General features: G+C 31.6%; 18 protein-coding genes and 1 pseudogene. 14 read left to right on the top strand and 5 right to left on the bottom strand.

Features of this window, described 5'->3' with window-relative positions; genetic code table 11:
- Window positions 1-38: 38 nt before the first annotated feature.
- Window positions 39-1,628 carry a peptide chain release factor 3 gene (locus ACTF56_RS08105; protein WP_438966395.1) on the bottom strand — a complete coding sequence of 530 codons (1,590 nt, stop codon included), beginning with the start codon at window positions 1,626-1,628 and terminating at the stop codon, window positions 39-41.
- Between the two features lie 226 nt (window positions 1,629-1,854).
- Here ACTF56_RS08105 and ACTF56_RS08100 point away from each other — a divergent pair, with 226 nt between their 5' ends.
- The 8 genes and pseudogenes from ACTF56_RS08100 (at window position 1,855) to ACTF56_RS08065 (ending at window position 12,394) form a co-directional block, all read left to right on the top strand.
- On the top strand, window positions 1,855-3,822 hold the full coding sequence (locus ACTF56_RS08100; protein WP_438966394.1) for a peptidylprolyl isomerase: 1,968 nt from the start codon (window positions 1,855-1,857) through the stop codon (window positions 3,820-3,822).
- A complete protein-coding gene (locus tag ACTF56_RS08095; RefSeq protein ID WP_438966393.1) occupies window positions 3,823-4,668 on the top strand; it encodes a hypothetical protein in 846 nt (281 codons plus the stop codon). It begins immediately after the preceding gene.
- Window positions 4,652-6,013, top strand: coding sequence for a peptidylprolyl isomerase (locus ACTF56_RS08090; RefSeq protein WP_438966392.1), 1,362 nt, complete (start codon window positions 4,652-4,654; stop codon window positions 6,011-6,013). The genes ACTF56_RS08095 and ACTF56_RS08090 overlap by 17 nt, the downstream gene beginning before the upstream one ends.
- A gap of 31 nt (window positions 6,014-6,044) precedes the next feature.
- Entirely contained in the window at window positions 6,045-6,998 is a 954-nt protein-coding gene (locus tag ACTF56_RS08085) for an AAA family ATPase (RefSeq protein ID WP_438966391.1), read from the top strand.
- 37 nt (window positions 6,999-7,035) lie between these two features.
- A pseudogene (locus ACTF56_RS08080) lies at window positions 7,036-8,153 on the top strand (acyltransferase family protein).
- A gap of 251 nt (window positions 8,154-8,404) precedes the next feature.
- Window positions 8,405-10,669, top strand: coding sequence for an aconitate hydratase (locus tag ACTF56_RS08075; RefSeq protein ID WP_438966390.1), 2,265 nt, complete (start codon window positions 8,405-8,407; stop codon window positions 10,667-10,669).
- 97 nt (window positions 10,670-10,766) lie between these two features.
- The gene (locus ACTF56_RS08070; RefSeq protein ID WP_438966389.1) at window positions 10,767-11,447 is read left to right on the top strand and encodes a Crp/Fnr family transcriptional regulator; all 681 of its coding nucleotides are present in this window, start codon (window positions 10,767-10,769) and stop codon (window positions 11,445-11,447) included.
- A 65-nt stretch (window positions 11,448-11,512) separates the two neighbouring features.
- The gene (locus ACTF56_RS08065) at window positions 11,513-12,394 is read left to right on the top strand and encodes a hypothetical protein (protein ID WP_438966388.1); all 882 of its coding nucleotides are present in this window, start codon (window positions 11,513-11,515) and stop codon (window positions 12,392-12,394) included.
- A gap of 58 nt (window positions 12,395-12,452) precedes the next feature.
- Here the strand turns inward: ACTF56_RS08065 and ACTF56_RS08060 are convergent, their stop codons facing one another.
- The gene (locus ACTF56_RS08060) at window positions 12,453-13,901 is read right to left on the bottom strand and encodes a glyceraldehyde-3-phosphate dehydrogenase (protein ID WP_438966387.1); all 1,449 of its coding nucleotides are present in this window, start codon (window positions 13,899-13,901) and stop codon (window positions 12,453-12,455) included.
- Between the two features lie 146 nt (window positions 13,902-14,047).
- Here ACTF56_RS08060 and ACTF56_RS08055 point away from each other — a divergent pair, with 146 nt between their 5' ends.
- Window positions 14,048-14,686 carry an acyloxyacyl hydrolase gene (locus tag ACTF56_RS08055; RefSeq protein ID WP_438966386.1) on the top strand — a complete coding sequence of 213 codons (639 nt, stop codon included), beginning with the start codon at window positions 14,048-14,050 and terminating at the stop codon, window positions 14,684-14,686.
- A gap of 75 nt (window positions 14,687-14,761) precedes the next feature.
- On the opposite strand, the gene ACTF56_RS08050 is transcribed toward ACTF56_RS08055, so the two are convergent.
- Window positions 14,762-16,147, bottom strand: coding sequence for a Do family serine endopeptidase (locus ACTF56_RS08050; RefSeq protein ID WP_438966385.1), 1,386 nt, complete (start codon window positions 16,145-16,147; stop codon window positions 14,762-14,764).
- 152 nt (window positions 16,148-16,299) lie between these two features.
- Between ACTF56_RS08050 and dapF the strand changes: the two genes are divergently transcribed.
- The gene (gene dapF, locus ACTF56_RS08045; RefSeq protein ID WP_438966384.1) at window positions 16,300-17,088 is read left to right on the top strand and encodes a diaminopimelate epimerase; all 789 of its coding nucleotides are present in this window, start codon (window positions 16,300-16,302) and stop codon (window positions 17,086-17,088) included.
- Window positions 17,089-17,516: 428 nt separating this feature from the next.
- On the opposite strand, the gene ACTF56_RS08040 is transcribed toward dapF, so the two are convergent.
- Window positions 17,517-17,726: a hypothetical protein gene (locus ACTF56_RS08040; RefSeq protein WP_438966383.1), complete on the bottom strand. Its 210-nt coding sequence runs from the start codon at window positions 17,724-17,726 to the stop codon at window positions 17,517-17,519.
- Between the two features lie 420 nt (window positions 17,727-18,146).
- Between ACTF56_RS08040 and ACTF56_RS08035 the strand changes: the two genes are divergently transcribed.
- The 4 genes from ACTF56_RS08035 to ACTF56_RS08020 all read left to right on the top strand — a co-directional run bounded on the left by ACTF56_RS08035 (window position 18,147) and on the right by ACTF56_RS08020 (window position 21,466).
- Window positions 18,147-18,674 carry a GNAT family N-acetyltransferase gene (locus tag ACTF56_RS08035; protein WP_438966382.1) on the top strand — a complete coding sequence of 176 codons (528 nt, stop codon included), beginning with the start codon at window positions 18,147-18,149 and terminating at the stop codon, window positions 18,672-18,674.
- Window positions 18,675-18,684: 10 nt separating this feature from the next.
- Window positions 18,685-19,728: an endolytic transglycosylase MltG gene (gene mltG / locus ACTF56_RS08030; RefSeq protein ID WP_438966381.1), complete on the top strand. Its 1,044-nt coding sequence runs from the start codon at window positions 18,685-18,687 to the stop codon at window positions 19,726-19,728.
- Between the two features lie 93 nt (window positions 19,729-19,821).
- On the top strand, window positions 19,822-20,721 hold the full coding sequence (locus tag ACTF56_RS08025; RefSeq protein ID WP_438966380.1) for a DUF2279 domain-containing protein: 900 nt from the start codon (window positions 19,822-19,824) through the stop codon (window positions 20,719-20,721).
- Window positions 20,722-20,818: 97 nt separating this feature from the next.
- Window positions 20,819-21,466: a peptidoglycan-binding protein LysM gene (locus tag ACTF56_RS08020; RefSeq protein ID WP_438966379.1), complete on the top strand. Its 648-nt coding sequence runs from the start codon at window positions 20,819-20,821 to the stop codon at window positions 21,464-21,466.
- On the opposite strand, the gene ACTF56_RS08015 is transcribed toward ACTF56_RS08020, so the two are convergent.
- Complete coding sequence (locus ACTF56_RS08015) at window positions 21,463-22,203, bottom strand: SAM-dependent methyltransferase (protein ID WP_438966378.1); 741 nt, start codon at window positions 22,201-22,203, stop codon at window positions 21,463-21,465. The genes ACTF56_RS08020 and ACTF56_RS08015 overlap by 4 nt on opposite strands.
- Window positions 22,204-22,308: the final 105 nt, after the last annotated feature.

The following is a 22,308-nucleotide window of genomic DNA, read 5'->3' as shown; positions in this document are numbered from 1 at the left end:
TAATTTTTATTAATTAGGCAATGTTTTTAATGTTATTTTTACTTTAATTCCGAAGTAAAAAACAGCTTAACACTTGGGTATTTTTGTTGGGTCATTTGTATAGAAAATTCAGAATCTGCTAAAAAAACCATCTGACCATATTTATCCTTGGCTAAAAATTTTTGTTTAATCCTTTTGAACTCCATAAACTCATTGTTTTTTGGATCTTCAGGTTTTACCCAACAAGCTTTGTAAGCAGGAAAATTTTCATAAGTACACTTAGCCCCATATTCATGTTCTAAACGGTATTGAATCACTTCATATTGTAAAGCACCAACAGTACCAATTATTTTTCTGCCATTCATATCTAAGGTAAATAATTGAGCTACCCCTTCATCCATTAATTGATCCACTCCTTTTTCCAGTTGTTTAGATTTTAATGGATCGGCATTGTTTATGTATCTAAAATGTTCTGGTGAAAAATTTGGAATTCCTTTAAAATTCATCGTTTCGCCTTCGGTTAGCGTGTCCCCAATTTTGAAATTTCCAGTGTCGTGTAATCCTACAATGTCACCAGCATACGAAATATCAACAATCTCTTTTTTCTCAGCAAAAAAAGCATTTGGACTAGAGAATTTTAAATTTTTTCCTTGTCTTACATGAAGATAGGGTTTGTTTCTTTCAAAAGTTCCTGATACAATTTTTATAAAAGCTAATCTATCTCTGTGTTTAGGGTCCATGTTGGCATGAATTTTAAACACAAAGCCACTCATTTTAGTTTCGTTAGGTTGAATTAATCTTGTGTCAGATTCTTTAGGTCTTGGTGAAGGTGCTATTTCAATAAAGCAATCTAATAATTCACGAACCCCAAAATTGTTAAGCGCAGAGCCAAAAAACACGGGTTGTAAATTACCTTCTAAATAAGCTTGATTGTCAAATTCGGGATATACTTCACTGATTAATTCTAATTCTTCTCTTAGATTTTGTGCTGGTTTTGGACCAATTATTTGGTCTAATTCAGTACTGTTCAGGTCAGAAATTGCAATAGTGTCTTCAATGTTTTTTCTACTATCTCCCGAAAAAAGATTGACATTCTTTTCCCAAATATTATAAATTCCTTTAAAATCATAGCCCATTCCTATTGGAAAACTCAAAGGTGTTACTGTTAGTTTTAATTTTTGTTCTACTTCATCTAGCAAATCAAAAGCGTCTTTACCTTCTCGGTCTAATTTATTAATAAAAACAATGATCGGAATTTTTCGCATTCTACAAACCTCCACTAATTTTTCGGTTTGTTCCTCAACTCCTTTGGCAACATCAATCACTACAATTACACTGTCAACAGCTGTTAAAGTTCTAAAAGTGTCTTCTGCAAAATCTTTGTGTCCTGGAGTGTCTAATATATTGATTTTCTTGTCTTTATATATAAAAGCTAAAACGGAAGTAGCTACTGAGATTCCTCTTTGACGTTCAATTTCCATAAAGTCAGAAGTAGCTCCTTTTTTTATTTTATTGTTTTTAACTGCACCTGCTTCCTGAATGGCACCTCCAAACAATAATAATTTTTCTGTTAATGTTGTTTTTCCAGCATCTGGGTGCGAAATGATACCAAATGTTCTTCGTTTTACTATTTCTTTTTCTAAACTCATTCCTAAATTTTAAGGTACAAATTTATTAAATTAATGCATCAAACGCATTAAAATAAACAGCTAATTTTGTTTTTACAAGTTTCAAAATGGATTAATCATGGATTTTTTTCTTTTATATTTTATTTTGTGTATAATTTTATGTTAATAGACAAAGTAATTCTTGATTAATAGGTTTGAATTATTATTTTTGTTGATTATAACTGGATTAAATAATTTTAGATTAAAAATGAAACATAAAATTGTATTAGGATTATTGTTATTTCTTCAACTTGGGTATGTAAAAGCCCAAAATACTGAAAATCAAGTTTTATTTACTATAGATGAAACACCATTTTACACGGATGAATTTATTAGAGTTTATAACAAAAATTTAGATTTAGTAAAAGATAATTCTCAAAAAGATTTGGATGTTTACTTTGATTTATTTTTAGGATACAAACTTAAAGTAAACAAAGCTTACAAAATTGGTTTAAACAATAGTGTAAAATATCAAAATGAATTAAAATCTTACAGAACGCAATTAGCTAAAAATTATACCAACGATTCCAAAGTTACACAAAATTTAATTGAAGAAGCTTACGAAAGAGGTTTGGTTGAAATTAAAGCGTCACACATTTTAATTATGGTTGATGCCAATGCTTCTCCAGAAGATACACTAATCGCTTTCAACAAAATAAAGAGAATTAAGGCAAATATTGATGGGGGAAAATCTTTTGAAGATGCTGCGGTCGATTTTTCTGAAGACCCATCAGCAAAAGATAATAAAGGTAATTTAGGTTATTTTTCTGTATTTAGAATGGTTTATGATTTTGAAAATCAGGCTTATAAAACGCCTAAAGGAAAAGTTTCTGAACCTTTTAGAACCAGTTTTGGGTATCACATAATTAAAGTAAATGATATTAGAACAAGTCAAGGTGAAGTTACGGCTTCTCATATCATGATTGTAAATAAACCGGGTGAAGACGAAGATGTAGCTAAAAAAACCATTGATGATATATATCAGAAATACAAACAAGGAGAGACTTTTGAAGCTTTAGCACAACAGTATTCAGACGACAAATCTTCTTCAAGTAAAGGTGGGGTTTTACAACGTTTTGGAACCGGACAATTAAGCTCAGAAGAATTTGAAGAAACGGCTTTTGGTTTAAAAAATCCAGGAGATGTTTCTGAACCCTTTAAATCTCAATACGGATGGCATATTGTTAAATTAATTGAAAAGCATCCAGTTAAAACCTTTGAAGAATCAAAGTTTGAAATTGAAAACAAAATCAAAAGAGATGATAGATCTAGAGTGATTACTTCTACATTAAACGAAAAATTAAAAGCAAAATATCCAGTAAAAACTGATAAAGTATTTTACGACAGATTAAAATCATACATACCTGATGAATATTACAAACAAACTTGGACGGTTTCAAAAGAACAAATGGAAGGTTACAATCGAGATTTATTGACCATTGATAACAAAGCAAAAATTTCGGGAGTTACCTTTATAAATTTCGTTTTAGATCAGCAAAAAGTAAGTCACAGTATTAAACCTATTGGTACATTAGTTGATAATTTATATCAAAAATTTGTAGAACGTGAATTAGCAAACTATTACGATCAAAATTTAGAATCTGAATTTGAAGAATTCAAATTTGTAATGAATGAATACAGAGAAGGTTTGCTGTTGTTCGATTTAATGGAAAGAGAAATTTGGGAACGTTCAAAAACAGATACAATTGGTCAACAACAGTTTTATTTAGAGAACCAAAAAAACTACCAATGGAAAGAACGAATGGTGACAGATATATACTCTTCAACAAGTAAAGATGATTTGCTTAAAGCACTTAAATATGCTAAAAATAAAAAATCCGTTGATTTCATTAAAGAAAAATTAAACACCAAAGAAAATGTAAAAATAATGGTGCAATCCGGAACTTATGAACAAGGAGACAAGATTATTCCAAAAGGAATTGCTTTTGAAAAAGGAATTTCAGACGTAGTTCAGGTTGGAGAATATTATTTCTTTGCAAATACTTCTAAAGTGCTTCCGGCTCAAGCTAAAGAGTTATCAGAAGCAAAAGGAAAAGTAATTAATGATTATCAACAAGCTCTAGAAGCCAACTGGGTTAATGAACTTAAAAAAGAAGTTACTATAAAAGTAAATAATGAAGTTTTAGATGCTATAAAAAAACAATTAAAAAAATAATTGAATAAACTGATTTACATATTAATTCTAGCCTCTTTTTTTTCTTGTGCAAAGAAAAGTAAAGTCGATAATATAGCTATTGCAAGCGTTAACAGTGAAAAACTTTACAAAGAAGATATTGTTAATTTAGTGCCGCCTGGTACTTCAAAAAGCGATAGCGTTATCATTGTAAAAGACTTTATTGATCGTTGGGCTTCAAGAAAATTGTTGTTTAATGCAGCACAAGTAAATCTTTCTGCAGAAAAACTTAAAGAACTTAACGATCTAGTAGATCAATATAAAAAGGATTTATACACAAAAGCGTACATTGAAGAACTGGTTTATAAATCGTTAGACACTACTGTTACTAATGAATATTTAACGCAGTATTACGAAAAAAGTAAAGAACAATTTAGAACTAATGAGCCTTTAGTAAAAATGAGTTTTATTCAAATCAACAAGAACAACTCAAAACTAGAAGCATTAGCATCCAAGTTTTTAAATGGTTCAAAAGAAAGTAAAGCGAGTTTGAAATCGAATGCTGTTGAATTTAAAAGTTATGCGTTTAATGATTCCATTTGGATAGATATGAATCAAGTGTACGAAAAATTACCATTTTTAAATTCAGAAAATAGTACTCAATATATCGTTCCCGGAAAAACGATTAGATATGCCGACTCCTTGGATGTGTATCTAATAAAAACCAATAATTTTATTGCCAAAAATCAAACAGCACCTTTTCAATACATAAAGCCAACTTTAGAAAAAGTGATCATAAATAACAGAAAAAAAGAATTAATTAATAAATATCAAACGGAAATAACCCAAGATGCAATCAAAGATAAAAAATATGAGATTTATAAATAATAAATTAAAAAGTGCCTTGTTACTTTTACTAATTACCACTTTTAGTATTCAAGCGCAACCTAAAAAGCAAAAAGTAGATGGAGTTGCCGCAGTTGTGGGTGATTTTGTGGTTCTTGATTCTGACATAGATTTGTTATTTATTGAATACAAACGTAGTACCTCAAGTACTGATATTACCAGATGTGAATTATTAGGAAAATTGTTAGAAGACAAAATGTTTGCGCATCACGCCATTCAAGATAGTATTCCCGTTTCGGAAGATGAAATTAGAGGTTTCATGAACGAACAAATTGGGGTTATGTTAGATCAATTTGGAACTATGGACAAAGTGGTTAAGGCTTACAATAAAAAAAGTGAAGATGATTTTAGAGATTTCTTTTTTGAAATTGTAAGAAACAACAAGTTGACCAAAGCGATGCAAGATAAAATCGTGGGTGATGTTGAAATAACGCCTGACGAAGTAAGAACGTATTTCAACCAAATTCCAAAAGAGGAAAGACCAATGATTGGAACCGAAGTAGAAATTGCACAACTGGTTATTAAACCAAGAGCTTCTGAAGAAGAAAAACAAAAAGTAATTGACAAACTAAAACAAATTAAAAAAGATGTTTTAGAAAACGGAATGAGTTTTAAAACAAGAGCTGTTTTATATACAGAAGATAAGGCTTCATCTCCAAATGGTGGTTATTATAAAATCAACCGAAAAACTGGTTTCGTAAAAGAATTTAAAGATGTTGCTTTTAGTTTGGAAGAAGGAGAAATATCAGAACCTTTTGAAACAGTGTATGGCTATCACATTATTTATTTAGAAAAAATATTAGGTCAAGAAGTAGAACTTAGACACATTTTAATGTCTCCAAAAGTATCTCCAGAAGCTTTAGCGGAAGCCAAAAAGAAAATCGAAGATATTAAAGCTAAAATTGAAAGCAAAGAACTTACGTTTTCTGAAGCAGCTAAACAATTCTCTGATCAAAAAGAAACCAGAAATAGTGGTGGAATTTTAATGAATCCTAAAACTTTTGAACCTAGTTTTGAATTAACCAAGATGGATCCTTCTCTATATAACATCGTTTCATCTCTTAAAGAAGGTGAAATCTCAAGAGTTATTTTAGATGAAGAACAAGGGGAAGGACAGTTTTATAAAATCATCAGTGTAAATGAAAAAAGAGAAGAACATGTGGCTGATTTTGCAAAAGATTTTTTAAAAATTAAAGAAGTTGCACTAAAAGATAAACAAATCAAAACCATTGAAGATTGGACTAACGAAAAGCTAGAAAAGACTTTTGTTAAAATAAATGGCGAATATCGTGATTGCGATTTTGTGATTGATTGGTTAAAAAAATAATATAAAATATTTTATATAAAAATAACAGCATATGTCAGACGTTGCAGCATTACAACAACTTGTTCAAAAAAAGGAAGCTCTAAAAAAAGAAATTGCCAAAGTAATCATCGGTCAAGATGAAGTAGTTAATCAAATTATTTTAAGTGTTTTTTCTGGTGGTCATGCCCTTTTAGTTGGAGTTCCAGGTTTGGCAAAAACCCTAATGGTTAATACTATTTCTCAAGCTTTAGGTCTAAATTTTAAACGAATTCAGTTTACACCAGATTTAATGCCTTCAGATATTTTAGGAAGTGAAATTTTAGATGAAAACCGTCAGTTTAAATTCATTAAAGGGCCTATTTTTTCAAATATTATTTTGGCAGATGAGATCAACAGAACTCCTCCAAAAACGCAAGCAGCTTTACTGGAAGCTATGCAGGAAAGAGCTGTTACTGTAGCGGGTCATCATTATAAACTAGATTTGCCTTATTTTGTTTTGGCGACTCAAAACCCAATTGAACAAGAAGGTACCTATCCTTTACCAGAAGCTCAATTAGACCGTTTTATGTTTGCTATCAAACTAGATTATCCAAGTTTTAAAGAAGAAGTTGATGTTGTAAAAGCAACTACTTCTGATCATAAACCTCAAGTCAATTCTTTGTTTACTGCACAAGAAATTATTGATTTTCAAAATGTAATTAGGAAAATTCCTGTTCCTGACAATGTGATTGAATATGCCGTAACTTTAGTCAATAAAACGCGTCCAGGTAACGAATTGTCAAATGATTTTGTAAAAACGTATATCGATTGGGGAGCCGGACCAAGAGCTTCTCAAAATTTAATTTTAGCAGCCAAAGCTAACGCAGCCTTTAATGGAAAATACTCTCCAGATATAGAAGATGTTCAAGCAGTAGCTACCGGAATTTTAAGACATCGAATTGTTAAAAACTACAAAGCAGATGCAGAAGGAATTACTGAAGAAATGATTATAGAAAAGCTGTTTTAAGAATAGCTTTTTTTGTTTTATGTAAATACGCATCCTTATGTTTGGTCTCTCTATTAATCTTCAAAAAAGATATCCTGGCTTAGATTTAGCCAGAACAATTGCCATTTCATTAGTAGTTTTTGCACATTCATTATGGATCAGTACCAATTATCCACCAATAGTAAGTTGGTTGATGCAATTTAGCGGTACAATTGGTGTGGAAATTTTTTTTGTAATTAGCGGTTTTCTTATTGGACGAATAATTTACAAACTCATTCATAAAGAAAATTTTGCTCTTAATGATGTTTTTGTTTTTTTAAAAAGAAGATGGTTTAGAACGCTACCCAATTATTATCTTATTCTGATAATTAATGCCGTCATGTGGTGGTTTTTTACAATGAAGTTCCAGAAAATATTTTTTTATATTTCTTTTATTTGCAAAATTTCACTTCCACTTCACCAGACTTCTTCAGAATTTCTTGGAGTTTAGCTGTGGAACAGTTTTCATACATTACAGCACCTTTTTTCTTGTTAGTAATGATTAAAATAATGCCAAAAGTCAATAAGTCGCATTTATTTTTTATCCTATCATTCTTTATGATTATCCTTTTTGTAGTGATAAGAATTATTTACAACAATCAAGTCCATTTTGAGAATTTATACGAGTGGAACGAAAAATTAAGAAAAGTAACAATATACAGGCTAGATGCTATTTTTTACGGATTTCTTACTTTTTATTTATTTGAAAAAGGATACTTGAAGCGGTACAAAAAAAGTCTTTTTTTAGTAGGTATTTTGAGTATTTTACTGCTTCAAGTAGGTGTTTTTATGCTCGGGTTTTCAATTGAAAAACAACCTTTTTTCTTTAATGTTTTGTATTTATCATTCAATTTAATAGCAATTTGTATGTTACTTCCTTTTTTAATTGAAGTACAATTTAAAAATTTTTTTTTCCTAAAATGCATTACCTTGATTAGTGTTATTTCTTACAGTATTTACTTGTTGCACTACACTATAATTCTACATTTTATGAAATCTTACTTTCCTTCTGAACAATTATTAGGTTTAAACTTGTTGGTTTATACGCTTTTGTATTGGTTGATTGTACTATTTTCTTCTTATTTTCTCTACAGATTTTTTGAAAAACCCATCACCGAACTCAGAGATAATAGCTAGTTTAAAAGCATCTTTTTGTTAAAATCTCAAAATTTGCAGATTAATTTTATGGTATTGTTATTTTTTTAATTCCAAAATAAGAATAATTGATTTTAATGTTAAAAAATATCAATTTATTAAAATATGTGCATCAAAATTCAAACTTTACAAAACATAATTAGGTTAAATTAATGATTTATTAAAAATTTTTTAATTTCAATTCAATTTAGTAAATTTGTGGCACTTAAAATCAAACAATTAATTACATAACTATGGCATTTGATATAGAAATGATTAAAAAAGTGTACGCTACGATGGCTGAACGTGTGGATAAAGCTCGTGATATTGTTGGTCGTCCACTTACCTTATCTGAAAAGATTTTATATTCTCACCTTTGGGACGGGAATCCAACAACAGCATTTACTCGCGGGAAAGACTATGTAGACTTTGCTCCTGATAGAGTAGCTTGTCAAGATGCTACGGCACAAATGGCTTTATTGCAATTCATGCACGCTAACAAAAAAACGGTTGCAGTTCCTACAACAGTACACTGTGATCACTTAATTTTAGCCAAAAACGGAGCAAAATCTGATTTAGCTTTAGCAAATGATCAATCTAAAGAAGTTTTTGACTTTCTTTCTTCAGTTTCTGATAAATATGGAATCGGTTTTTGGAAACCTGGTTCAGGAATTATTCATCAAATAGTTTTAGAAAATTATGCGTTTCCAGGTGGAATGATGATTGGAACAGATTCACATACAGTTAATGCTGGTGGATTAGGAATGTTAGCTATTGGTGTTGGTGGTGCTGATGCAGTAGATGTAATGTCTGGGATGAGTTGGGAATTAAAATTTCCAAAACTTATTGGAGTTAAATTAACAGGAAAACTTTCAGGTTGGACAGCTCCTAAAGATGTAATTTTAAAAGTAGCCGATATTCTTACTGTAAAAGGAGGAACCGGTGCAATTGTAGAATATTTTGGTGAAGGTGCAACTTCTATGTCTTGTACAGGTAAAGGAACTATTTGTAACATGGGTGCAGAAATTGGAGCAACAACTTCAACTTTTGGATACGATGATTCAATGCGAAGATATTTAGCAGCTACTGGAAGACAAGATGTTGTGGATGCTGCGGATGTAGTAGCGAGTCACTTAACAGCTGATGATGAAGTTTATGCTAATCCAGAACAGTATTTTGACCAATTGATTGAAATTAATTTATCTGAATTAGAACCACACATCAACGGACCATTTACACCAGATAGAGGAACTCCAGTTTCTAAAATGAAAGAAGAAGCGAAAGCTAACGACTGGCCTGTAAAAGTAGAGTGGGGACTAATTGGTTCTTGTACCAACTCTTCTTACGAAGATATGTCTAGAGCGGCATCAATTGTTAGACAAGCTGTAGAACACGGAATTACTCCAAAAGCAGAATTCGGAATCAATCCAGGTTCGGAACAAATTAGATATACCATCGAAAGAGACGGAATCATTGCAGATTTCGAAAAAATGGGTACAAAAGTATTTACTAATGCTTGTGGTCCATGTATAGGTCAATGGGATAGAGAAGGCGCAGATAAACAAGAAAAAAATACTATCGTTCATTCGTTTAACAGAAACTTTTCAAAACGTGCCGATGGAAATCCAAATACACATGCTTTTGTAACTTCACCAGAAATGGTTGCTGCATTAGCAATTTCTGGTAGATTGGATTTTAATCCTCTAACAGATGCGTTAATCAATGATAAAGGAGAAGAAGTAATGCTACAAACTCCTTTTGGTGATGAATTACCTAAAAAAGGGTTTGATGTAGAAGATGCAGGTTTTCAAGCGCCAGCTGAAGATGGAAGTGGAGTACAAGTAGTTGTTTCTCCTACATCTGACAGATTACAATTGTTAGCTCCTTTTGAAGCTTGGGATGGTAAAAACATTACAGATGCAAAATTATTAATCAAAGCTTTCGGAAAATGTACCACCGACCATATTTCTATGGCTGGACCTTGGTTGCGTTTCCGCGGACATTTAGATAATATTTCTAATAATATGTTAATCGGTGCAGTAAATGCATTTGGTCAAGCTACTAATAAAGTTAAAAATCAATTAACAGGTAGTTTTGATACTGTTCCTGCAACTGCAAGAGCATATAAAGCTGCTGGAGTTCCTTCAATAGTAGTTGGAGATCATAATTATGGCGAAGGTTCTTCTAGAGAACATGCTGCTATGGAACCAAGATTTTTAGGTGTTAAAGCTGTTTTGGTTAAGTCATTTGCTCGTATTCATGAAACAAACCTTAAAAAACAAGGAATGTTAGGTTTAACTTTTGCCAATGAAGCAGATTACGATAAAATTCAAGAAGACGATACAATCAATTTCTTAGATTTAACAGAGTTTGCTCCAAACAAACCGCTTACAATCGAATTGGTTCATGCAGATGGTACTAAAGAAACAATTTTAGCAAACCACACATACAACCAAGGACAAATTGAATGGTTTAAAGCAGGTTCAGCACTTAATTTAATTGCTGCTGGTAAAGCATAATATTTTTTTTCTTAACAAAAACTCCCTTTCTTGATTAAAGTTAGGGAGTTTTTTTATGAACTTATTTTTACTAACTTTGGTTTAAAGATATTTTGCTATGAATTCTATTTGGTTTCTTGATGATTTAAATCTATTCACCATTCTTTGTCCGCATCAATTTAAGAACTATAAAAATGCTCACGAGTTTTATCATTATAAAAAAAATGATTTTGTTTATTTTGAAGAGGACAATGCTGATAAGATTTTTTTGATTACTTCTGGAAAAGTAAAAATAGGTTATGTAACAGACGATGGCGATGAAATAATAACGGCTATTTTATCAAAAGGTGAAATTTTTGGAGAAAAAGCCATTTTAGGAGAAGAAAAAAGAAATGAATTTGCTCAAGTAATTGATGGCGAAACCTCAATTTGTCCAATCACTTCTGAAATGATGATGGAATTACTTCGTGAAAATAAAGAATTTAGTGTTAAAATATATAAATTTATAGGGTTTCGATTCAAAAAATTAGAACGAAGACTGCAATTGTTATTGTTTAAAGATACCAAAACCAGGCTGAAAGAATTTATAAAAGAATTAAGCGAAGATTTTGGTTATAAAAATGTCATTACTGGCGATATGATCATCAGACAACCTTATACACAAAAAGAAATGGCTACTTTAATTGGAACTTCGAGACCTACTTTAAATATCTTATTGAATGAACTCAAAGAGGAACATTATTTAGACTTCAATCGCAAAGAAATTATTCTTAAAAATAACAATAAGTTAGTTAACTAACACTTTATTTTTTAGGGTGTTTTGTATTTTTGAATTTATTCAAATCCTTATTAATTTATTGAGCTATGAAAAAGTTTTTTGTAATGTTGATTTTTGTTTTTGGTTACATTCAAGTCAATGCCCAAGGTTGTAGTGATGCAGGAATTTGTACTTTAGATAATTTTCAGGCCAATACTACAGACTCTATTGTGTTTAAAAATGAATTTAAAATAGCTTCTAATATTGGATTTGCAGATAACGATGTCATTGTTTTTGGTTCCTATTTGGAGTTCAAAAAAAGACTTTCTAAAGGGGTTGATGTAGATGTTAAATTGAATTTTTTCAATCAATCAGCTAACAGAATTTCATCTTCAGCATTGTCCGATATTTATTTCGTGTCCAATTTTAAAATTACTACTTCTATAAAAGGTACGGTCGGAATAAAAATCCCGTTAACTAATGGGAATCTTAAAGAAAATGGAAACCCTTTACCAATGGATTTTCAACCAAGTTTAGGAACTTTTGATTTGCTTTTGGGAGTATCCAAAAATTACAAAAAATACAGTTTTGCATTTGCTTATCAACAACCTTTAACACAAAATGAAAATCAATATTTTGCACCAATGAACAGCAAGTTTATAACTACTAATAATTTTAAAAGAGCAGGTGATTTAATGTTTAGAGCTTCCAAACGATATCAAATAAATCCCAATTTAACGCTATCTCCAGGTTTTTTATCTATTTTCCACTTGGATAAAGATAAATTTACGGATGCTGCTAATAATGAACAAGATATTGAAGGTTCAGATGGATTAACCATAAACGCAAGCGGTTACTTAAATTATCAATTAAACCAGAAAAGTGCCTTAGAGTTTAGCCTTGGTTTTCCTTTAATAGTAAGAAAAGTTAGGCCTGATGGATTGACTAGAGGATTAGTTGTAAACGTAGAATATAAAATAAAGTTTTAAAGCAAAAAAAACCGTTCATTTTAATTTTGAACGGTTTTTTTGGTATTTTAATTATCGATTAATAATACGTATATCTTCTAACTTTAGCAATGTATTTTGCCAAGCGAATTACTTGATGACTATACCCATATTCATTGTCATACCAAATATATAAAACAATGTTTTTTCCGTCTCCAGAAACTATAGTAGCATTACTGTCATAAATTGAAGGTGCCGAAGTACCAACAATATCAGACGATACCAATTCATTGTTTAAAGAATACTTAATTTGCTCTACCAAATCTCCTTCTAGTGCATATTTTTTCATGATGTTGTTCACATCTTCAACGGATGTTTCTTTGCCAACTTCTAAATTTAAAACTACTAAAGAACCATTAGGAACAGGAACACGAATGGCATTGGAAGTTAATTTTCCTGCTAAACTTGGTAATGCTTTTGCAACAGCAGAACCAGCACCAGTTTCTGTAATCACCATGTTTAAACCTGCTGCTCTACCACGACGGTATTTTTTATGCATATTGTCTACCAAGTTTTGATCGTTGGTGTAAGCATGAATGGTTTCTAAATGACCTTTTACAACACCTAAAGTATCTTCAACAGCTTTTAAAATAGGAGTTATGGCATTAGTTGTACAAGAAGCTGCCGAAAAAATAGCTACTTCATCAGGATTATAGGCTTCATGATTTACTCCATAAACAATATTTGGAACTCCTTTTCCTGGTGCAGTTAATAAAACTTTACTAGCTCCTTTTGAACTCAAATGTCTTTTTAAGGCTTCCTCTGTGGTAAATGCTCCTGTATTATCAATGATTAAGGCATCATCAATTCCGTACTGATTATAGTCAATTTCTTCTGGGCCATTCGCTGTAATTATGTGTACCGTTGTACCGTTGATAATTAAAGCATTATTTTCAACATCTGCCTCAACAGAACCTTCAAAATCACCATGAACTGAGTCGTACCTTAATAAAGATGCTCTTTTTTCTAAAAGGGTTGCTTCACTTTTATCACGCGTTACAATGGCTCTCAAACGCAATTGTTGTCCTTTGCCTATTTTGCCCATCATTTCACGAGCTAAAAGTCTACCAATTCTACCAAATCCATATAAAACTACATCTTTTGGTTTGATTTCTTGACTGGTTTTAGCACCTTTTAATTTGTCAATTACAAAAGCTTTTGCATCATTATATTTATCATCTTCCAAATGATATTCGTAAGTTAATTTACCAATATCAATTCTTGAAGGGGGCAAATCTAAACTATTAATGGCACTTGCAATTTCTACAGAATCAAAAATATTAATTGGTTTTCCTACAAAAGCAACTGCATATTCGTGTAAGTTAATAATGTCGCTCACATTTCTATCAATCAATTGATTTCTAAATAAAATAAGCTCAATAGATTTATCGTACCAAAGGTCGCTGATGATTTTAATAAATTCTACACCAGCCTTTCTTCGATCTGCCTGAAACGACAATTCTTTTTCGTATAATTTGTTGTGATCCATAAATGAAATATAAAAATTTGTGTTGTTGTGGTGCAAAAGTATATATTTCAAACGTTTTCGTAAAATAAAAAAACATTTTTTTTTTAAACTTTTTAAACTGTTTTATTTCTTCTATTTTTGATGAAATATCTTTTGAAACAACTCCAATGAAAAATAAAATGGTATCATTTGTGTTTTGCTTATGCTTTTTAGGTGTTTATTCTCAAAAAAAAGAACCTGCCATTAAAAGGTTACGAACAGGATTTGTATATGGTTTTTCATCGCAAAATACCTACATAAAGCAAGATCCTGATTACCGTTATGAAAGCAGAAGCTATAAATTTTCCAATCATTTTCATCTTTCAAAAAAAGAAAAACACAGTTGGGAAATTTTAGTAGAACCTAGTTATTACAGTTCTAAACACGAAAGTTTTAATATTTGGCATGAATATTTTACAAGTTCCTCTAACATTGACGATGAACGTGCCAAGTTTTTACCGTTAAAGCATATGAATGAGTATGTTTTAAATTTGGGAGTAATTTATAGAAGAAATTTAACTAAAGAGTTATCAGCTTATGCTATAGCCAATATTGGTCCAATGTATATGGATACAGACAGTGAGCGCTTAAAAAAAGGCTTTGCTTTTAGTGATATTTTTGCTTTGGGTTTGAATTACAAGTATAACCTTTGGTCTTTGGACATTAAAACAATGATAAGACACGTTTCCAATGCGGAAACTCAATATCCTAATTTTGGTTATAATGCCGTTGGTTTTGAATTTGGTACTTACTACGAATTGAAATAATTAGTGGGTATTGTTTATAAAAAAAAGGCACAAAATAAATCTACTTTGAGCCTTTCCATAAAAAAACAAACCAAATTAATTAATGTATATCTGTGTTACTTCGCCATCTTTAGTAATCAATTTATACAAAGCTTTTGAAGTTTTTTTATTTTTTAAATATTCCGAAATGGTTTCAATATCGTTAGCTTTTATTCGGTCAATAGACAAAACAATACTGCCTTCTAAAATGTTTTTATACTCTAAATATTTTTCATTATTTACGGTTTTAATTTTAATTCCGTAATCTAAGTTGTAGTTTTCTCTGTCGTTGTCCGAAATATTTTCAAACTCTATTTCATTAAATTCGTACGTTATGTTTTCCGTTTTGGTTAATTTTACAGGAACTGTTTTTAGTTTTCCATCTCTAATTAATCCCACGTTTATCGATTCGTTAGGTCTTTTGGTTTGAATCGTAGCTGTTAAATCGGACATACTGTTGATGTTTTTATTGTCCAATTTAGTAATGATATCTCCTTTTTTAATGCCAGCTTTTTCCGCACCCGAATTTTTAGAAATTCCGTCAATGTAAATTCCTTGGGTTTGATTAATGCCTAAATCTTTAGAGATGGCACCAGTCAATTCTCTACCAGAAATTCCTAATGAACCTCTTTGTACATTTCCAAACTGCATTAAATCTTCAATAATTTTTTTAGTAATGTTGGAAGGAACAGCAAATGAATAACCCACATAAGAACCCGTTTGTGATGAAATCATGGTATTAATTCCAATAAGTTCTCCTCTTGTATTGACCAAAGCACCACCTGAATTCCCTGGATTGACCGCTGCATCCGTTTGAATAAACGACTGAATACCTCGATTGCTCAAGTCTCTTGCTTTTGCGGATACAATTCCTGCCGTTACCGTTGAGGTTAAGTTGTAAGGATTACCAACGGCTAAAACCCATTCGCCTACTTGTAAATTGTCAGAATCTCCAAAAATAGTGAAGGGCAGTTTTTCATCGGAATCAATTTTTAGTAAGGCAATATCCATTTTAGAATCAGTTCCAATAAGTTTTGCTTTAAAAGTTCTGTTGTCGTTTAAAGTGACTTCCAAATCACTAGCGTTTTGAATCACGTGATTGTTGGTAACTATAAATCCGTCTTGACTAATGATTACCCCAGAACCGGTTCCAATTTGATATTGTTCCTGACTTCTACCGCCTCCAAAGTAAAAAGAAAATGGATCGTTATACACGCGCTGTGTAGTAGTGTTTTTTACGTGAACTACCGCATGAATAGTTTGTTCGGCAGCTTTAATAAAATCTATGTTTTCTGCTCCTTTATAACTAACATTTTTGGCATAATTAGGTGCAGTTACTGTTATTGGTCCATTGGCAGAATCTTCCATAAACAACTTATACGCACCAAGTGTGATTGCTCCACTAAATACTGATACTAGTAATAAACTTCCTAAATTTTTCATGATATTAAATTCTTTAATTATGAGATGTAAATCACATCTTAATTGTTAAGTAAAATTATAATTTCTTTTGTTTAAAAAAAATGCTTTAACGCTCGATTAACAATGTTTAACATCTTATTAATATTTGTACTTTTGCAGTCAATACTTCTACAATGAACTTACATTTTTATAAATATCAAGGTACAGGAAATGACTTTGTAATGATTGATAATCGTTTACAAACATTTCCCAAAAATGATACCAAACTCATCAAATTCTTGTGCGACCGTAAATTTGGCATAGGAGCAGACGGATTAATTTTGTTGGAAAACCATGAGCAATATGATTTTAAAATGGTTTATTATAATTCAGACGGAAATGAGAGTTCCATGTGTGGTAATGGTGGAAGATGTTTGGTAGCTTTTGCAAAAAAAATGAATGTCATTCATGAAAAAGCAACGTTTGAAGCTATTGACGGTTATCATTATGCAACTATTGACGCCTCTGATTTAGTGTCTTTGCAAATGAAAGACGTAGAAGATATAAAAGTCGAAGAAAGTTTTTCCTTTTTAAATACAGGGTCACCACATCATGTAACTTTGGTTAAAGACATTGCTAATTATGATGTTAAGACCAATGGTTCAAAATTGAGGTATTCCGATTTGTATGGAAAGGAAGGTAGTAACATCAATTTTGTGGAACAATTGGATGCTGACAAATTTGCAGTAAGAACCTATGAACGAGGAGTTGAGGATGAAACGCTTTCTTGTGGAACAGGAGTAACAGCGGTTGCAATAGCCATGTTTCAAAACAATAAAACAGTCAGTAAGGCAATTGATTTAAAAGTTGAAGGAGGCCATTTAAAAGTAACGTTTGACTTTGCTAACGAAAAATTTACTAATGTATTTTTAATTGGGCCAGCTGCTTTTGTGTTTGAAGGTTCAATAGAAATAAATCTTTAAAATTACCAGATTATGATGTTTATTTTTGCGGTATTTTCCATACTAATCATCATTGTAGCTTCGGTTGCAATTGCTATTTTGTACAATAAAAAAGACAAATAATTTTTCTATTCTTTTGAAATACTAGTGACTTTATTTGTTATATAATCGGTTTATTAGTCTCAATTATAGTTTAAAACTATGCACTTTTAGTGCATCTCGCTTTAGCTTCTAAAAATATTTTGCCACAGATTCACAGATTTTAAAATCATTTTAATTTGTGAATCTGTGGCAAAACTTCACTTATTTTTACATTTCAAGCTAGCATGCTTTTAGTCTTCCAACCAAACTTATGGACTTCATGTCCATAGTGGTTTATTTTACTCTGGTGTATTTTAGGTTTTTAATATTCGCTTCAAGTTTTTAGAAGGTTTATATATAATCTTCGCTTACTTGATGGTGTTTTTATTTAATTTTTCAGGTTCATTTGTTTCAATGCCTTTCAGAGTTAAAGCAAAAGTACCCAATCGTTCCAATTTTACAATCTTTCCATCTGCTAATTGTTCTCCCATAGCATCACACTTGGTTATTAAAAAACCATAACAATCTGCAACACTAACAGTGCAAAGACTGGCTATGATTTCAGCTAAATAATCCAACCGACTTTACTTTTCTTACAGAACAAGGGTAATATTTTGCTTCCGGTAGGTTTGCAAGATTCTTCTGCTTAGACACCATTTTAAATTGTACTGACCTGTTTTTTAATTTGTCAGGACAAATAAATCTATTTCTATACAGTAATCATATTATTTCCCTAGAGAAATTAGTCTATTTCCCTAGAGAAATTAGTTTATTTCCCTAGGAAAATTAATTTAATACTGTACAGCAATTGAAAATAGTATCCTGGTTATCTCATAATAAGGACTCATTCAATTCGTTTTTAAAAACGATGTTAAAGAATTTGATAGGGTAAGTGTTTAAAATGGTCTGATTGCTTTTTTCTAGGTTTAATTCAGAAAATAAATCCAAATTTTAATGTACTTTTGCGCTAACAATTGTAATAAAACGATCAATAAATTTTGGCAACACTAATTGGAGAACATATTTATTTGCGTGCTTTAGAACCCGAAGATTTAGAGTTTATCTACGCTTTAGAAAACGACGAATCCATTTGGAATGTAAGCAATACTCAAACCCCTTACAGTCGTTTTTTGATCAAACAGTATTTGAAAAATGCCCATCAAGATATTTATGAAGCTAAGCAACTGCGATTGGCCATTTGTCAACATCAAACCCATAAAACCATTGGTTTGATTGATTTGTTTGATTTTGATGCTCAGAATGCTAGAGCTGGAATAGGTATAATCATTCAACAATCTGAAAACAGATCCAATGGGCTAGGTTCAGAAGCTTTGTCTCTTTTAATAAAGTATGCTTTTACGCATTTACAATTAAATCAATTGTATGCTAATATTGGTACCGCCAACGCAATTAGTTGCGCTCTTTTTACTAAATTTGGCTTTCAAAAAATAGGAATAAAAAAACAGTGGAATAAGGTCAACGGAATATTTCAGGACGAAGCCTTGTATCAATTAATTAATACTTAATTTTTCAATTTTGAACTTAAAAAAAATCATTTCAATAGTAGCAATTCTTGGAGTTGTTTTTGGAGGTATTATTACTTTCTATATTTATAACAATGCCTTTACTGCCAATACTACTTTTAATCAGAAAGAAGTCTACGTATATGTACCTACCAACAGTACCTACGAACAAGCCAAAGAAATTTTAGCTCCATTGGTGAAAGATATGGATAAATTTCAATTTGTTGCCGAAAAAAGAGACTACACCACCAATGTAAAAGCTGGTAAGTTTCTTCTAAAAAAAGACATGACTTCTTTTGATATTGTTAGGGCTTTGCGACTTAATGTTCCTGTAAAATTAGCGTTTAACAATCAAGAAACACTTCAAAAATTGGCACAACGATTAGCAACTCAAGTAGAGCCGAATGAGGAAGAACTAATCAAAGCCTTTACAGATCCAAAGTTCTTACAAGAAAATGGTTTTGATGAAGAAACCATCTTAGCGATGTTTATCCCAAACACTTATGAGTTTTATTGGAATACTACGCCCAAAAAAATTGCCGAGAAAATGGCAACAGCCTATAAAAAGTTTTGGAATGTAGAACGCACTTCAAAAGCTTTGGATAAAAATTTAACTCCTGTTCAAGTTGCTGTTTTAGCCTCTATTGTTCATAAAGAAACAGCTAAAGTGAGCGAAAGACCAACAATTGCTGGGGTTTATTTGAACCGTTTGGCTTTAAACATGCCTTTGCAAGCCGATCCAACAGTGATTTTTGCCATGAAAAAACAATCCGGTGATTTTGATCAAGTCATCAAACGAGTTTACAGTAAAGACACGCAAGGTACAATTTCTCCGTATAATACTTACATCAATTTAGGATTGCCTCCAGGACCAATTGCAATGCCAGATATTTCCGCTATTGATGCCGTGCTGAATGCGGAACAACACGATTATATTTATTTTTGTGCCAGTGTTGAAAAGTTAGGATATCACGACTTTGCTTCCAACTACGCTGCCCATCAGGTAAATGCTAAAAAATATGCCAATTGGGTTAACGGTTTAGGAATCAATAGATAGAAGCGAATGGTCGGTGCCTTTTTACCATCCTTATTCCCGCTTTCCATTCTATCTCCCAAACGAGTTGGGAGGATGCCATTCCAATCGGGGCTATTGAAGCTGCTTTGTTTTTTATTTATTAGTGGTAGTACTTTAGCACAACCTTCCAATGATATTGGTTTTCTTAAGCCGTCAGACACTTTAAATACATCCCGGCGAACCTCTTTGTATATTTCAGAAGCAGTTGCTTTAGGAACAGCCTTAGTGGGTTTAAATCAACTTTGGTACAAAGATTACAAACAATCAAGTTTCCATTTTGTAAACGATAACGACAATTGGTTGCAAATGGACAAATTGGGACATGTGTACTCCTCCTATCAAATAGGAAGATTTGGTGCGGAATCCCTTCGTTGGTCTGGAGCTTCTCAAAAAGAACAATTGATTTATGGCGCAACGTTAGGTTTAGGCTTTTTATCAGTAGTTGAGGTTTTTGATGGTTTTTCCCAAGAATGGGGCGCTTCCTCAGGAGATGTTTTAGCCAATGTTTCAGGAACTGCTTTGTACGTATCTCAAGAACTTTTATGGAATGAACAGCGTATAGTACCAAAATTTTCTTTTCATAAAACCCAATTTCCTGCTTTACGACCTTCAACCTTAGGTGCCACCCCACTGGAACAAGTTTTTAAAGATTACAACGGTCAAAATTATTGGTTGTCTTTTAATCTGCATTCTTTTACAAAATTGGAGTCTGTTCCTAAATGGTTGAATCTTGCTGTAGGTTATGGCGCTACTGGTATGGTGTATGCTACAAATGCTGTTGCTTTGGAAAATAACATCATTCAAAGCCCTTACCGACAGTTTTATCTTTCGTTAGATGTTGATTTGACCAAAATTAAGACCAATTCTAACGTTTTAAAGACATTTTTTTCGGTCTTTAATAGCCTAAAAGTCCCTGCTCCAACGCTTGAATTTGGACCAAAAACCAAGCTTAGAGCCTATGCTTTCTACTATTAACAAATTTTAACATACTGTAAATCAAATATATAATATTTTTTGTATATTTGCACCCGAAATTTACACCAGTATTTCATACTTGTGTTAAAATCAATTTATGAAGAAATTTATATTATTTTTTGGTTCATTCTTATCGTTAACTTTTGCATTTGTAGGATTTAGTAGTTTTGAACCGGATAGAGTAGAAGGATTTCATTTAGAAGAAAATGAAGTAATTAATTATCATGTTCCTGAGGAAGGCGAAACTAATGAAATTGCAAAAAAATCTTCAGTTCCTTATGTTGGAAAAACATTTATCGGATTCAAACAAGCCATTGCTTTTAAAGAGTCGAGAGGAATTACTACCTTAGTTAATCCCTACGGATATATGGGAAAATACCAATTTGGTAAAAGTACCTTAAGAGCTGTAGGAATATTTGATTATCAGGAATTTATAAACAATCCTAAATTACAAGACAAAGCCTTTAAAGCCTTAATTGCCAAAAACAAATGGGAGCTTAGAAAAGAAATTGAACAATATTCTGGCCGTGTAATTAATGGCGTTGAAATAACGGAATCGGGTTTGTTGGCTGCAGCACATCTTGGTGGAGCAGGTTCGGTAAAAAAATACCTAAGAAGTAACGGTAAAAGAGGTTTTAAAGATGGATTTGGCACTTCTTTGAGAAGTTATATTTCCAATTATGCTTCTTACGATATTTCCAGTATTAAAGCCAATGCCAATGCCAAAGCCAGTCAGTACAATTAATGGGATTTATGAATAATAAAAATACAAGGTCGGTTGTGTAAATCGACCTTATTTTTTTGCCATTCTTTTACCGTTTTTGTTTTTATAAATTCGGTGGGCAATGTAATATCACAAGCAACACATAAATGCGTATTAGGTTGTAAGGCTTGTAGTATATCTTCTAAAATTTTATTGTTTCTGTAAGGAGTTTCTATGAAGAGTTGCGTTTGATTTTTTTCAAAAGACAAACGTTCTAAGTTTTTTATAGCGGCTTTTTTTTCATTTTTATCAATAGGCAAATAACCGTTGAAGGCAAAACTTTGTCCATTCATTCCGCTAGCCATAACGGCTAATAAAATAGAACTGGGACCAACCAAAGGTACCACTTGAATTCCTTTTTCATGAGCCAGTTTTACAATAACGGCACCAGGATCAGCAACGCCAGGACAACCTGACTCACTCATTAAGCCCATATTGTTTCCATTTAACAAGGGTTTAATCATTTCATGATAGTCTTCTACTTGTGTGTGTTTATTTAAAGTGGCCAAATTTAAACTGGGTTGTTTTTTTTCTGGGTGAATACTTTTAATAAATCTTCTGGCTGTTTTTTCATTTTCAACAATATAGTAATCTATAAAATCTATAGCTCTTTTTATACTTTGAGGCAATACGTCTTCTGGAACTACAGTAGTTTCTCCAGGATTTGAAAGAGTACATGGAATTAAATAGAGTTTGCCTAAAAGTGAAATGGGTTTCATGGTAATGCAATTGATTTTTTACAAAAGTAAATAATATGAGTTTGTTTTTTGATATATTTCTATTTTTCTAATTACGGAAGTTACCACAACCTTTAATTATGTATG

This window comes from Flavobacterium sp., assembly GCF_965657075.1.
GTDB lineage: Bacteria > Bacteroidota > Bacteroidia > Flavobacteriales > Flavobacteriaceae > Flavobacterium.
Note: the sequence above shows the minus strand (reverse complement) of the source record. Positions and strands in the feature narration are given on the sequence as shown.